The sequence below is a fragment of the Bdellovibrio bacteriovorus genome, assembly GCF_001592735.1.
Lineage (GTDB): Bacteria > Bdellovibrionota > Bdellovibrionia > Bdellovibrionales > Bdellovibrionaceae > Bdellovibrio > Bdellovibrio bacteriovorus_D.
The window spans coordinates 715,160-728,322 of record NZ_LUKE01000001.1 but is presented as its reverse complement, the minus strand read 5'-3'; the positions used below and the strand labels follow the sequence as shown (position 1 = coordinate 728,322).

Here is a 13,163-nt window from a genome sequence, read left to right as displayed (position 1 = left end):
TTATTTATGATCACGGCGACGTGGCTCACACAAAAGCCCTCAAAATCGGCGTGGTTCATTGCCGTTTGGTCGACAGCTATTTTATATTTGGGCAGCGTCTTTTATTGGACGGATACTCTTTCTGCCGCTTCGTGGATGCCGGCCTCTTATTCTGAAGTATTCATACAAAAAGATTTCTGGCGCCTTTGGACGACACTTTTCGCCCACGCAGATTTTGGTCATTTGATTTCAAATTCTCTTTTATACTTTATCTTAGGATATTTTCTTTCAGGCTATTTTGGTGCGTGGTTATTCCCGACGTTGGCATTAGCTATGGGTGGACTGATTAACGCCATCGTGGTTTCGCAATATCATGGCGATATCCGCTTGATTGGGATGTCGGGCGTGGTCTATTGGATGGGTGGGGCGTGGTTAGTGTTGTATCTTTTATTGGATCAGCAGCGCACTGTGACTCAAAGAATTCTGCGGGTGCTGGGGGTGGCCTTAGCCGTCTTTATGCCGTCGACGGCTTTTGATCCGCAAATCAGCTATGGAGCTCACTTCGTCGGTTTTATCGTCGGTTTATTAAGCGGTGGTGCTTATTATTATTTCCGACGCGATACCTTTTTAAAAGCCATCGTGAAAGTCGAAGAGCCTGAGGAAGACGAAGTCGTATTTCGAAGCGATATCGATGAAGAAGCGACCCCTTTAGGGCCGCCGCGAATTTAAAAGTCTTTTTCCGTCACGGCTTCAAGCAAGAATCCGTGATCTTCTAAAGAGCAAAGACGATAAATGCCTTGCAGTTCTCTTTGGCCATTAGAATTTCGTCCCGCCACAATCACGTAATCTAACGAAAGTTGAATCAAACGGCGAATGGCTGATAAACCCCATTGAGCGGCACCCATTTGAATGAGCATTTCTAAACGGATAAGCGCTTGGGCGGCATTTTGTGCATGCAAGGTTCCAAAGCTTCCGGCGTGGCCGGTGGCCAGAGCCATTAAAAAGTCTTTGGCTTCAGCTCCGCGCACTTCCCCCATCACCAATCGATCGGGGCGCAAACGCAAAGAGCGTTTTAAAAGCTGCGTCTGATCAATGGAAGATAAAATTCCTTGGGGATCATCGCGGGTGAGAAGTTTCATGCTGGCTTGATTGGGCAGGGCAATTTCAGAAGTATCTTCAATCACCACGACACGTTCTTGCGCCGGTAAAAGACCTAAAAACGAATTTAACACAGAAGTCTTTCCTGACCCCGTGGGGCCAATGACTAAAAAATTCTTTCGTTCCGTGATGATCTTTTGGAAGAGTGGCAACATCTGGGGAGAACACCATTGATGCTGCTGAAGTCTTTCAAAGGTCCACGGATTTTTAGGATGCCGACGTAACGACAGATGCATGTCGGACCCAGTGAGTTCGGTCCCAATCAAAGTCACGCGAAATTCCCGAAAACGTCCTTCGGAGAAGGGATTTTCAACAGTCAAATGAGTGCGGGCCTCATGGCACAGACGATCCATGCAATTGCGAAAACTCAAATCTGAAAAAAAGAAGTCCGTGTGTCTTTCCAGCTTCCCTTGGCGCTCCAGCCAAATGGATTGAGGTCCATTCACAATAATCTCGCTGATAGATTCATCAGCCATGGGCTCTTGCAGCGGCCCCCAAAAGTCCAATTCATCGCGCAGACGTTTTTGAATTTGCGGAGGTACTAAGTTGATATGCTTTTGAATCAACCCCTCAATTTTTTGTGACCGTAAACTTTGTTCTTCTTCTGGCGACAGCAAGAATTCATTTAAAGGCAGTTTGGAAATTTCATCTTGCAAACGATCATAGATAGCTTTGACTTCTAAATTCATCGCGGACCTTCTTTTAAATGAGCAAGCTGACTTTCTTCGGGCTGTTCTTTGACGATAGTGGGTCGAACAAAGATCACCAATTCAGAACGACGCTCCTGGAAGTCTTTACTTGAAAAAAGTCCGCCCAAGACCGGTATTTTTGAAATCCACGGCAAACCCGAAGAGCTGTTGGCGTCCTCGTGGGTGATAAGGCCCGATAAGGCGATAGTCTGTGGTTTGGTAAGATCAAAATGACTGGAAACTTTGTTGATGCGTAAGCCCGGCACATCTTCAACTTTTGAAGCTCCATCAAGCGAAGTGACTTCGGTTTCTAAAGATAAACTGATTCTGCCGGAGGCATCGGCGCGCGGTTTTACTTTTAAGGAAATACCATAGCGACGCCACATAACACTTTCAGTTCTATACCCAACCACCTTTATCGGAAACTCTCCGCCGGCCAAAAACTCAGCCTCCTGCCCGCTTCGGCATAACAGGTTAGGGGATGCTAAAATTCTGGCGTCTCCGCTTTCTTCAACTCCGTTGAGTTGTAATTGCAGACCGTTATGGCTCCATGATCCGTTGGGTAAAACCGTCGCCGCGTAAGTTGAAGGCCAAGAAACGCCCCATTTTCGTGAAAGACTCTTTCTGACTTCGGCCACGGTGATCTCCACTTTGACAGTGGGTTCGATGGAGATGCTGGAGTCATCATGAATCACCTGTATTCCGAAGGGAGAAAATATTTGTTCATATTTTTTTGCCGAAAGTTCTGATGATTTGATCCGGATTTCGGGGCGAGAATCGAAAATGAGGGTCTGCGGTGGCAGCTTGGCCGTCGCCAATCTGTCAGAAAAATAAGTTTGTATTTGCTCTCGCAAAGCCGCGGGAATTTCGGAATACATTTGATAAGAAATACGTTGAGCTCGGGCAAAGTCGGCGACGCGCACCCAGTCTTGGAGGCGATAGAGGGTGCCTTTTAGTTGCAAGTCGCCATCTTTCACCTGCACTGAAAGCCCGACAATACCTTTTAAAAAATTTTGAAATCCGTCAAGCGAGTTGGTTTTAAGGGGATGCAAGACTTGGATCTCGTAAACTTCATTAGCAATTTTTAAAGTGGTGCGCCCTTCATTTTGGGCTTTTAACACCAGCTGGGAGCCCACACCGTCGGCTTTAATGATATGGCGGTTCTGAATCCATATGGAGGGCGCTCCCCGTAAAGGAATCCTGTGCGATTCGCCCAACGAAAGAGTGATATTTTTTTCTGCCGCCAGAAGCGGAAGATGAAGGAATAGGCTGGTGAAAAAAAGAAGAGCGATTTTCATGGGAAAGCCACTCTTGCAATATAGTGTCGATATCAGTTTTTAACCGACGAGCAATTGATGATCGACTTCCGGACATTAAGTGGTCGGAAGATCGAAATACACCATCACACCATCACCAGTGTTTTTAAATTGAATCTGTGAACCGTGCGCTTTCAAAATAGACTGACAAATAGTGAGTCCCAGCCCTAGTCCGGTGGAATGGTACATGACGTCTTCATCAATATAAAAAGGCTTGGCAATTTTTTCCATCACCGAAGTCGGTAATTGGGGCCCCTGGTTGGTGACCATAAAGCGCAGACTATTTCCGTGCTGTTCGGTGGCTACTAAAATATCGCTTCCCTCGGCCCCAAATTTTGCGGCATTGTGAATCAACCGCAACATCACTTGTTTAATGAGTCGCACATCGGCCTCGACATGCACGGGCAAAAGTTGGCTCGTGATCTTCTGACTTTTTTTATGAACCAAGTCTTGAACGTCTTTGCTAAGTCCATCATCAAAACGAACAAAGGCCGTGCTTTGTTTGTCGATTTTAAGCTGATTGGTTTCGGCGCGAACGATAAGTAAAACGTCGTCCACCAAAGTTTTTAGGCGATCGGCACTTTTGTTGATTCGTTGAACCATCAATTTATCTTCGTCAGCCAAGTTAGACTCTGCTAGCAAAGCCGCAAAACTTAAAATTGACGTCAGAGGAGTTTTTAATTCGTGATTAATCAAGATCATGAAGTTGGATTTTGCGACGTCCAAGCTTTTAAGCTCTTCTAAGGCTTTGGCGAGTTCCGCATTTTTTTGTTTTAGTTCTTTGCCTAAAACAAATCTTTCAATTGCGTGATCGACCGTGTTAGCAAGATCCACCGGGTCCCAAGGCTTCGTTAAATAGCGAAAGATCTGTCCCTTGTTCACGGCGGTGATCACGGATTCTAAATCCGTGTAGCCGGTAAGAAGAATGCGAGTTGTATCAGGATGAGAATTCAGAGTTTTTTCTAAAAACTCGACACCGGTCATTTCAGGCATGCGCTGGTCGGTGATGATCAAGGCCACAGGGCCTGGATGTTCGTCGAGAAGTGCTAATGCTTGCTTACCTGAGGTGGCCTTTAGGACAGTAAACCTCTTGCGGAAGAGCCTTTCTAGCGCATCAACATTATCTATTTCATCATCAACACAAAGTATTGTGTGCTTCGTCATGTAAGCTAGTGTAGGATTTGAAAAAGAGCTGTGCAAAGGATTTTGCACGGGCTAGTTGCTTGTCATGGATGATAGCGGGAAAGACGGACGATTCTTAAGGCGACTTAAGTCTAGTTTCAATAATCTTTCAACACTTTTGCTCAAGAATGAGTCAAGTCCGTCTCTCTCCCTGACGATATTACTAATGATAAAGTCTATTTCCTATCAGGGAGATCGTTTATGAAGTTATGGATGCGAATTGTAGTGCCCTTCACAATCGTGATGAGTATTGCAGTTGGAGCTCAAGCTCAAATGTGGGGCGCGGGTGTTTACGGTGGTATGCAAGCTTGTCCGTATGACTACGGTGCTGCTCAAGGAGCAACGAGCGATTTAGATGCCGTTCGTGAAGCGCAACAAGCGATCGAAGAAACTAAGCGAGAACTTAACAAGAAAAAATCTGAATTAAAACGTGTCGAAACTAAAGTGAAGCGCTCTCGTTCTGAAATCGAAAGAGCCGTTGATGGCCAGTACACTGATGCTCTTTTCAATCACATGGACAATGCATTTAGCTGTCATGAATATGCAGACTATATTCCAAATCGTCGTCCTAATGATGCCCCAACTCCCGTTGATGAAGAAGACGGCGTGGTTGCTAGCGGCTCCCAAGGTGGACAAAGAATCGATAGCAACGCCGGCAAGCAAACTCATGACGGCATTGATGCCGATACGTGGGGCCGCGTTTGCCGTGATCGCGGGGATCTAAATAAAGAATTCGTATGTAGTAGTTTACGTGGTGACGGCGGTCGTGGAGTGCGAGTTGGACGTGGAACTCCGGTGAACTGTACAAAAGCAATCACCGAATATCGTCGCAACAATTACATTGCTCAAAAACTTCAGACGGAAATCGAAAACTTAGAAGCAAATATCGACGAATACAAAGAAGATAAACGTATGGCGCTTCAAGAAGCGCGAGATGAAGCGGCGGAAAGAAGACGTGAACAGCTTGAAGGTGGCGTTTGCTTAGACTGTTTGGTTCAAGGCAACTCGTACCAATATCAACGACCACAAACAGACTGGGCTTCCGTTGTTGGTAACGTCGGTCTTGGTTTGGTGTCGATGTATGCGGGTTACAAAACGAATAAAATGGTTGCGAATGCCAATGCCAATATTGGATGGCCGACGGATCCTTGGGCTGCTCAAGGTTACGGATACGGATTAGGCGCGATCGCAACGGGCATGGGCCAAGTTGTTGGTGGCGGCAGCGGAATTTACGGAGCCATGGGTGGCGGTATTGGCCAAGGTGGTTTCGGTTGTGCTGGAAATAATGGTGGACCTTACGGAATGATGGGTCCTTACGGTGGTATGAACGGTGCTGGCATGTGGGGCAACCCTTATGGCATGGCGGGCTTAGGCTTCCCAGGAATGGGCGGCGGTATGTACAACCCAGGCATGGGTCCTTGGGGTATGGCGGGTCCATTCGGCGGAATGGGCGGCGGTATGGGTATGGGCTTCCCAGGAATGGGTGGCGGCATGGGTTACCCCGGCATGGGCGCATTTGGTGGTTTAGGCATGGCAGGCATGGGCTATCCAGGTATGGGTATGGCCGGTGGCATGGGTTATCCTGGAATGGGCATGGCTGGAATGGGTTACCCAGGTATGGGTGCATTCGGTGGTTTAGGCATGGCTGGTGGCATGGGCTATCCAGGTATGGGTATGGCCGGTGGCATGGGCTATCCAGGTATGGGTATGGCTGGTATGGGCTACCCAGGAATGGGCATGGGATATCCTGGTATGGGTATGGCCGGCGGTCTAAGTGCAATCCCGGGAATGGGCATGGCAGGAATGGGAATGCCGGGTATGGGCATGGGCTTGGCCGGAATGGGTATGCCAGGAATGGGAATGCAAATTGGCGGCATGGGCATGCAACAACAAATGATGCAAATGCAATTGCAGCAATACCAAATGTACATGCAGCAACAACAGCAATACGTTCAACAACAAATGCAACGTCAGCAAGTTGTGGCTAGCCTTCAACAAGAACTTTACGGGCTTTTATATCGCATCCAACAAGTTCAATACGGCGGTGGTGTCATCGGTGGATCTATCGGTGGCGGACTTGGCGGCGGTATTGGTGGAGGCAGCTATATCGGAGGCGGCCTTTCAACAATCCCAGGCTCTACAGGGTCTGGAATCAATACAGGTACTGGCGGATTGCCAGCCGCTCGATAAAATCATAGAAATAACTTAAAAATACGAAGACCCTCTGCTAAAACAGAGGGTCTTATGCTTTATAAGATCCCACGTCTTTACGATAGCCACGGACATTTTCTTGCAACAGGGCAGTTCGCTTCGGGTTTGCATTTAGGCTCGCTTCAAAAAGCGGAAGACCTGGCCTCCGTCGATGAAAACAACCCGGCATTTTTGCGGGGAGAATGGCTGGTGGGATTTGGCTGGAATGAAAAACACTGGCCCACACCTCCCCATAAAGATCTTTTAGATAAGCTATTTCCAAATCGTGCGGTTTTCTTTGCACGTAAAGATGGACATCGTTCATGGGTGAATTCGAAAGCATTAGAGTATTTCGGTATTCAATCTGAAAATGGAATTTTAATCGAAAAGGATCACTTGCGCGCCTGGGACCAGTTGCCGAATTACACCAAAACCCAACAACGCGCGCACATCCTATCTGCCTGCAAAGAATATAACAAAGGCGGCTTCACGCATGTGCGTGATCTAACGTGTTCAGAGTCCTTGTGGAATCTTTTAGTCGAAATGTCAGATTCAAAAGAGCTGACCGTAGCGTTAGAGGAAAACTATACGACTCACGATTTGAACGATTTAGATCACATGTTGGCCTTATGCTTACAAGCAAAAAAAGCAGAGACTTCGTACCTACGCATGAAAGGTATTAAGCTTTTTTACGATGGTACTTTAGGATCGCAGACGGCCTATCTTTCAAAACCTTATTACGGAAAAACAAGTGAAGGCCAAGGCTCGGCGCTTTGGCCTTTAGAGCAAGTGGAAGAGGTTATCAAAAAAACTTGGGCGGCAGGGTTAGAATTTTCGGTGCACGTCATTGGTGATCAAGCGGCCCATGATATGGTGGCGTTAGCTCGTAAAATATCCGCGGCAGGGGCGGTGGGACGTTTGAATTTAGAGCACGCCCAAATTCTTCGTCCAGAAACCATTCAAATGATGAAGCCTTTGCATGTGCGTTGTCATATGCAACCCTGTCACTGGCTTAGCGATCAGGTGTGGTTGAAAGAAAAATTGTCCGACTTATATCGTTATGTTTTTCCGTGGGAAGCATTAAAGAATGCTCAGATTCCGATGTCCTTTGGTTGCGATGCTCCGGTTGAGCCGCCCTCTTTTTGGCGCAATAAAAAAGCCTTAGATGAAAGTGTTGCTGCCGGAATTAAAAAATTCACGGGCGACATTGCGGTTATACACTCTCATCCAGATAAAAACTTTGCGGATTCTTATTCAGTGATCGAAGACGGCATCGTTAAAGAAATCGTTTTCGACGGGCGCAGATTAGAACTTTAATCCCGGCGCGGTGATAGACACTTTTTTATCTTTTAAAGAATAAGCAAGGCCCCCTAAAACCACCAAGCCTGCCGCGACCCACCACGTGCGGTCTTCTTTTATCCAACTGGTTTTTGAGCCTTCCGGAAGAGCACTTCCTTTTAAACAGGTATCTGAAAAATAAACTTGAGAACTTGATTGCACCGTCAGATCGTCAAAATCAGTGGTAAATCCCTCACAAGTTCCATTCACACTGTCCGCGAAGGTAAAACTTTGTTGAAAAAGCTGTTCATAAGTTCCATAGAAAGTGACGGCTTTTCCCGAGTTAGAAAGAAATGTCCAATGATAGCGCATCTGGGCGGCAATCACGGGGTTCGCGGGGTCGGCCAAACTAAACCCTAAAGTTTCGATAAGAACTTTGTCGGCTTTGGGAAACTTCTTTCTTAAAATATCTAACGAAATATATTGTGTTGGACAGTTTGTCGCCAGCGGGCCTTCGTTTATTAGTACGGCAGTTTTACAGTAAAGGCTTTGCAATTCACGGCGCAAATTTCCATTCGCCGTGGGCAGAGATTTTTCGATGAGGTCGCGAGTAAAACGCAAACTCATCAAAGTCCAAGGGGCTTCCGCTTGCAGGCCTTTGAGATGCATCAAAGTTAATTCCGGAGAACTTTGAAACGAATCTGCCAAAGCGAAAATCTTTTCCTCTTGTTTTCCTTGAGTTTGTAATTTTCGGTGTTGGTATTCGACATAAGAAATAAATTGAGGCTTCTGTTTTAGGAAAAGCTCATAGGCAAATGGAGAAGATGAGGGGGCTCGGACCAAAACGGTTTCTGCGGAAGACAGCGAACTTAAAAATAAAATCGTGACATAGATCCAAGTTTTCATAAGTGACCTCTAGTTTTGGTAATCAATTTTGACGCGCGAAGGACCATTGGTAGTGACTTCGGCGCCACGGGTTTCTGGGTTTTGCACGACGGCCACAAAAGGGCCTGGGTGTTGTAAGATGCGTGAACTTTCACTGTCCTTTACTAAGACGGCATACTGCTGAGGATTTAAAGGCGCGCGTAAGAGTTTTAAACGCGAACCAACCTTTTGACCGCCTTTTTGACGATCGGTGGTTGCTAAATATAAATCCACCACGCCGCCAACATCGCCCACTAAAGAAGAAAGCGATTCGGCATTGGCCATCTCGATGGGGACTAAGACAAAACCACGCGGAATAAAGGTGTCAGCGGATTTGACTTCCGGAAGAGCAAAACTTGTTGGGACTTCTTTTTCTTCTGGGGAGCTTTGAGAAAAATAAGCAATTGGCCCGAACAACACAAAGGCAATGATTAGCAGATTATTTTTTATTAGAGCCGGAATATTTTTGGGCACGGGAATCCTCGCGGGTGAATTGATATTTTTTAAAAGGTTTTTGATTTTGGCTAAGTTCATTCAAGGCGGCAAAGGCGACCAATGCGATCAGCAGTATTACCACACCGACTTCCACGAGAAGTTGCCCCTTATTATTTGCGGCGACCATTTAACAAGCTCCTTTTTTAAACTGACGGCACAGGCTTTTTTAAATTCAAATTCTCCGGGAAGAAAATACGAAAACGGTGTACCGACCGCGGCGCTATAATGCCATTCGTGCGCCAAGGCTTGTTGGGTCGAAAAGTTGGACACGGTGCTGTATGTCGGAGCGATGTCCGGATAATCCGGACGGACCGCCAATTGCGGAGCACTTCCGCGGATGTTCTTAAGTTTAAGCTGAAGAAAAACCGAAGACGTGGCTTGGAGATTTTTCTGAATCTGGGCACGTCCGCGATTGTGAGCCGTGAAAAGCGCGCGATTGCTTTCATGGATAAGACCGCGTTGTTTGATATCCAGCTGTAAACGTGATGCATCGACAAGGAATAGTTGGGATCGCAGGGAGGCCGCCAGTGGAAAATTTCCTTTAGCTAAGGCGGCTGCGATTTGTACTTTTAAACGAGCCTGTTTTCTTTTTAGATTTTCTGCTTCGGGATTTAATTTCAAAAGTCTTTCTAACAGGACACCTGCATTTTTCTGTCCAGTAATTCCCTGATCTCGGCAAGCATGTTTAAGCGCTAAATCTTGTTGGATAAATCCAACGGCGGCCCAAGCAAGAAAGAATCCTGCGATAAGAGCGGGCAGCAACGCCATCGTCATGACCAGCGCAAAACCTTTTTGATTACGAATCATGACTAAGTCCTTTTAAAGGGATTTTTTAATTTCAATCGGTGGACTGATATCTTTCCACCCATGGTTAAGAAGGATGGTGACGGTAACTTGGTTGCCACCCCGCAGGGATCTTGTAATCAGCGCTGAAGAGGTTGATCCCGATAAAAGAATTTTACGCAAACGATTTTGAAGTTCTTGTTCGCAAAAGTGAGTGCTTTCACTTTGGCTGCAGATCAAAGCTTCATGCGCCTGGTAATCGGCGATATGAAAAATCAGCGAACGGTGAAGTAAGATCACAATACCGGTCACAACCAAAATAACTAAGGGCAGGCTTAGCACAGTTTCCACCAAGCCTTGCCCCTTTCGATTCAATTTCACGGTTACTGATCTTTATTGGACTTCGAGTTTACGGCGCCTTCAAAGAAGCTGCCGAAGTCTCTTTTTTTGTACATCGTCTCAGTAACTTCGTGAGCGTCTTTTTTGCGAGACTCTTTGCCACCCAATGCTTGCGCGACGTTAGCAAATTGCACGTTGATATTTCCGCCAACGGCTTTGATGACGGCGATGCTGCCCACGGCGACAATGGCCACGATGATAAGATATTCAACTAAGCCTTGGCCGGATTGGTTTTTAATTAATTTTTTTTTCATAGTTCCTCCAGCGCGGCGACGGGTGCAAATGCCGGGGGAGGCTTAAGGAGATTTTAAATAAAAAAAAGGTCCGTAGAGCGGACCTTTTTTTATTTAAAAATTAATTTTCGGAAAAAAGCTTATTTCTTTTTACCTTTAGTCGCAGCTTTGGCTGCGGCTTTTTCTTCTTTAGCGGCCGCTTGCGCTTCTTTTTTAGCATCGGCTTTTTTGGCTTTACGCTGCAAAATAATACGATCTAGGATTTCGTATGCTTCTTTTTGTAAGTCATTTTCAAAGATAAAACGATAGAACCCTTCGATCTCGGGGCTTTGACGGAATTTTTTTAGGGACGTTGGAAGGTTGTCGGACTGAACGAAATCAATGGAACTGCCGTCTTTGGAAAGCTTAACTTTTTCAGCCATTTAGAAAATCCCCTATGTTTTAAAGGGTTTGTACAACGGGCGGGTACGCCGAGGCAAGAATAAAATAGGGTTGGAAGCCGTAAAAACAAGGGTAAAAGCTCTGTTTTTGCCGCACACAAAAGCCAACTAAATTATTGAATTTCTTCGGCAAATGGCTCAGATTGAAGGCTCAAAAAATGGGGAGGTCTTGCATGCTCGTTCTTAATGGTAAAGAAGTGGCTGGCGAAGTGCGTTCATCTTTGGTCCCGCGTGTTCAGGCGTTCACGCAAAAATACGGGAGAGCTCCTCATTTGTCCGTCGTCATAGTTGGCGACGATCCAGCAAGTCACGTGTACGTAAAAAATAAAAAAATTGCCTGTGAGGCCGTGGGCATGACGTCCACGTTGCATGAACTTCCGGCGGATATTTCCCAAGCAGAATTAACGTTGATGATTCGCAGTCTAAATGCGGATGATCACGTGGATGGTATTTTGGTGCAGTTCCCTTTGCCACCACATTTAAGTGCTGATGAGGTGTTAAGTCTGGTCGCTTCAGAGAAAGACGCCGATGGACTCACTTATGCTTCCTTAGGATACTTTTTTGCTGGCAAACCTTTTGTTAAGCCCTGCACTCCCGAAGGAGTCATGAAGATTTTACGCCATTATAAAATTTCAGTCGAAGGCATGAAGGCCGTTGTCGTGGGCCGCAGTAATATCGTAGGAAAGCCTATGGCGCAGCTCTTGACCGAAGCCAATGCCACAGTGACTTTGTGCCACTCTAAAACAAAGAATCTTTCGGAATACACTTTAAATGCAGATCTTGTGGTTGTTGCCGCCGGACGTGCGCGCATGTTAGGAAAAGACGATTTCAAAAAGGACGCTATCGTCATCGATGTGGGCATGCACCGCGCGGGACCTGGCGGAAAGCTGTGTGGCGATGTTCGCTACGAAGAACTTGAAGGATGGGTGAAAGCCGCCACTCCAGTTCCAGGTGGTGTGGGTCCGATGACTATTGCCACCCTGATTGAAAATACTTGCGAGCTTGCAGAAAAACGCGCGAGTTTAAAAAACTAGAAATCGTTAGGATTTAAGATTTATGTACACGGGTTTTTTAAAAAATGTTTGGTATGTGGGATTGCCAAGCCACGAGCTTGTTGGTAACAAACCTCAATCAAGAAAAATCCTCAATGAGCCGATCGTGTTCTTTCGTGATAAAGAAGGCAAAGCTTCCGCCATTCGCGATATCTGTCCTCACCGTGGTATTCCATTTAGCTTTGGGCGCGTGGTTGAAAATACAATCGAGTGCCCTTACCACGGTTGGAAATTTGATGGTTCCGGCATGTGTACCGAAATTCCTTCGCTGTGCCCGGGTCAGGATTTAAATCCTAACAAAATCAAAGTCCGTTCATATCCTGTTCATGAAGCTCAAGGTCTGATCTGGGTTTTTGTCGGCGATAAAGATTATGATGTTTCTTTAGCTCCCAAAATTCCGGTGATGGAAGCTTTTCCGGCGAATGTAAAACCAAATATCTGCCAGGTCGTGAACTTTCCATGTCACGTGGACCATGCGGTCATCGGATTGATGGATCCTGCTCACGGGCCTTACGTGCACAAAAGCTGGTTCTGGCGTTCAGAAAAAACCATGTTAGAAAAGCGTAAAAAATTTGCGCCGGTCGATTATGGATTTCAAATGGTGCGCCACCAGCCTTCAAAAAACTCGAAAGCTTATAAAATTTTGGGCGGAGCACCCACCACTGAGATTACTTTCACTTTGCCGTGTATCCGTGTTGAGCATATCGAAGTCGGCACTCGCCATTTTTATTCCTACACGGCATTAACTCCGGTGGATGATAAAAACACGCGAGTCACGCAATTGGCTTACTGGAATATTCCTTGGTTAAGCTTGCTGAAGCCGGCCATTAATAGCTTTTCTAAAACATTCTTGGGGCAAGATATGGATGCGGTCACTAAGCAACAGGTGGGTTTGCAATATGATCCAAGCCTGATGCTGATTAAAGACGCCGATACTCAAGCTAAATGGTATTATGCTTTAAAAACGGAATTCCATGATAGTCTTGAAGCGAAACGTCCTTTCAATCATCCCGTTAAAGAAACCGAACTTCGCTGGAGAAGCTAG

15 protein-coding genes are annotated in these 13,163 nt (G+C 46.2%); 5 read left to right on the top strand and 10 right to left on the bottom strand.

Translation table 11 applies throughout. The features are described from left to right. Positions 1 to 6: 6 nt before the first annotated feature. Complete coding sequence (locus AZI86_RS03435; RefSeq protein WP_081111767.1) at positions 7 to 708, top strand: rhomboid family intramembrane serine protease; 702 nt, start codon at positions 7 to 9, stop codon at positions 706 to 708. Here the strand turns inward: AZI86_RS03435 and AZI86_RS03430 are convergent. The 3 genes from AZI86_RS03430 to AZI86_RS03420 form a co-directional block, all read right to left on the bottom strand. Beyond that, positions 705 to 1,826, bottom strand: a complete 1,122-nt coding sequence (locus AZI86_RS03430; RefSeq protein ID WP_061833693.1) for a CpaF family protein — start codon at positions 1,824 to 1,826, stop codon at positions 705 to 707. The genes AZI86_RS03435 and AZI86_RS03430 overlap by 4 nt on opposite strands. Further along, positions 1,823 to 3,124, bottom strand: coding sequence for a pilus assembly protein (locus AZI86_RS03425; RefSeq protein ID WP_061833692.1), 1,302 nt, complete (start codon positions 3,122 to 3,124; stop codon positions 1,823 to 1,825). Before AZI86_RS03425 ends, AZI86_RS03430 begins: the two co-directional genes overlap by 4 nt. Before the next feature lie 75 nt (positions 3,125 to 3,199). Beyond that, the gene (locus tag AZI86_RS03420; RefSeq protein WP_061835038.1) at positions 3,200 to 4,306 is read right to left on the bottom strand and encodes a hybrid sensor histidine kinase/response regulator; all 1,107 of its coding nucleotides are present in this window, start codon (positions 4,304 to 4,306) and stop codon (positions 3,200 to 3,202) included. Positions 4,307 to 4,525: 219 nt separating this feature from the next. Between AZI86_RS03420 and AZI86_RS03415 the strand changes: the two genes are divergently transcribed. Further along, the gene (locus tag AZI86_RS03415) at positions 4,526 to 6,514 is read left to right on the top strand and encodes a hypothetical protein (RefSeq protein WP_061833691.1); all 1,989 of its coding nucleotides are present in this window, start codon (positions 4,526 to 4,528) and stop codon (positions 6,512 to 6,514) included. A 54-nt stretch (positions 6,515 to 6,568) separates the two neighbouring features. Then, positions 6,569 to 7,831: an amidohydrolase gene (locus AZI86_RS03410; RefSeq protein ID WP_061833690.1), complete on the top strand. Its 1,263-nt coding sequence runs from the start codon at positions 6,569 to 6,571 to the stop codon at positions 7,829 to 7,831. Here AZI86_RS03410 and AZI86_RS03405 read toward each other — a convergent pair. The 7 genes from AZI86_RS03405 to AZI86_RS03380 form a co-directional block, all read right to left on the bottom strand. Beyond that, positions 7,820 to 8,698 carry a hypothetical protein gene (locus AZI86_RS03405; RefSeq protein ID WP_061833689.1) on the bottom strand — a complete coding sequence of 293 codons (879 nt, stop codon included), beginning with the start codon at positions 8,696 to 8,698 and terminating at the stop codon, positions 7,820 to 7,822. The two genes, AZI86_RS03410 and AZI86_RS03405, sit on opposite strands and share 12 nt — an antisense overlap. 9 nt (positions 8,699 to 8,707) lie before the next feature. After that, positions 8,708 to 9,136 (bottom strand): hypothetical protein, encoded by a 429-nt coding sequence (locus tag AZI86_RS03400; protein WP_253715660.1) that lies wholly within the window; start codon positions 9,134 to 9,136, stop codon positions 8,708 to 8,710. Positions 9,137 to 9,155: 19 nt separating this feature from the next. Continuing rightward, on the bottom strand, positions 9,156 to 9,293 hold the full coding sequence (locus AZI86_RS19310; RefSeq protein ID WP_172797985.1) for a hypothetical protein: 138 nt from the start codon (positions 9,291 to 9,293) through the stop codon (positions 9,156 to 9,158). Then, positions 9,287 to 10,018 carry a hypothetical protein gene (locus AZI86_RS03395; RefSeq protein WP_061833688.1) on the bottom strand — a complete coding sequence of 244 codons (732 nt, stop codon included), beginning with the start codon at positions 10,016 to 10,018 and terminating at the stop codon, positions 9,287 to 9,289. The genes AZI86_RS19310 and AZI86_RS03395 overlap by 7 nt, the downstream gene beginning before the upstream one ends. 12 nt (positions 10,019 to 10,030) lie before the next feature. Beyond that, entirely contained in the window at positions 10,031 to 10,375 is a 345-nt protein-coding gene (locus AZI86_RS03390; protein WP_061833687.1) for a hypothetical protein, read from the bottom strand. A 2-nt stretch (positions 10,376 to 10,377) separates the two neighbouring features. Next, positions 10,378 to 10,647 carry a Flp family type IVb pilin gene (locus tag AZI86_RS03385; RefSeq protein ID WP_061833686.1) on the bottom strand — a complete coding sequence of 90 codons (270 nt, stop codon included), beginning with the start codon at positions 10,645 to 10,647 and terminating at the stop codon, positions 10,378 to 10,380. A gap of 119 nt (positions 10,648 to 10,766) precedes the next feature. Then, positions 10,767 to 11,048 carry a hypothetical protein gene (locus tag AZI86_RS03380; RefSeq protein WP_061833685.1) on the bottom strand — a complete coding sequence of 94 codons (282 nt, stop codon included), beginning with the start codon at positions 11,046 to 11,048 and terminating at the stop codon, positions 10,767 to 10,769. 191 nt (positions 11,049 to 11,239) lie between these two features. Between AZI86_RS03380 and folD the strand changes: the two genes are divergently transcribed. Both folD and AZI86_RS03370 read left to right on the top strand, forming a co-directional pair. Continuing rightward, on the top strand, positions 11,240 to 12,100 hold the full coding sequence (gene folD / locus AZI86_RS03375; RefSeq protein ID WP_061833684.1) for a bifunctional methylenetetrahydrofolate dehydrogenase/methenyltetrahydrofolate cyclohydrolase FolD: 861 nt from the start codon (positions 11,240 to 11,242) through the stop codon (positions 12,098 to 12,100). 22 nt (positions 12,101 to 12,122) lie between these two features. Next, positions 12,123 to 13,163 carry an aromatic ring-hydroxylating oxygenase subunit alpha gene (locus AZI86_RS03370; RefSeq protein ID WP_061833683.1) on the top strand — a complete coding sequence of 347 codons (1,041 nt, stop codon included), beginning with the start codon at positions 12,123 to 12,125 and terminating at the stop codon, positions 13,161 to 13,163.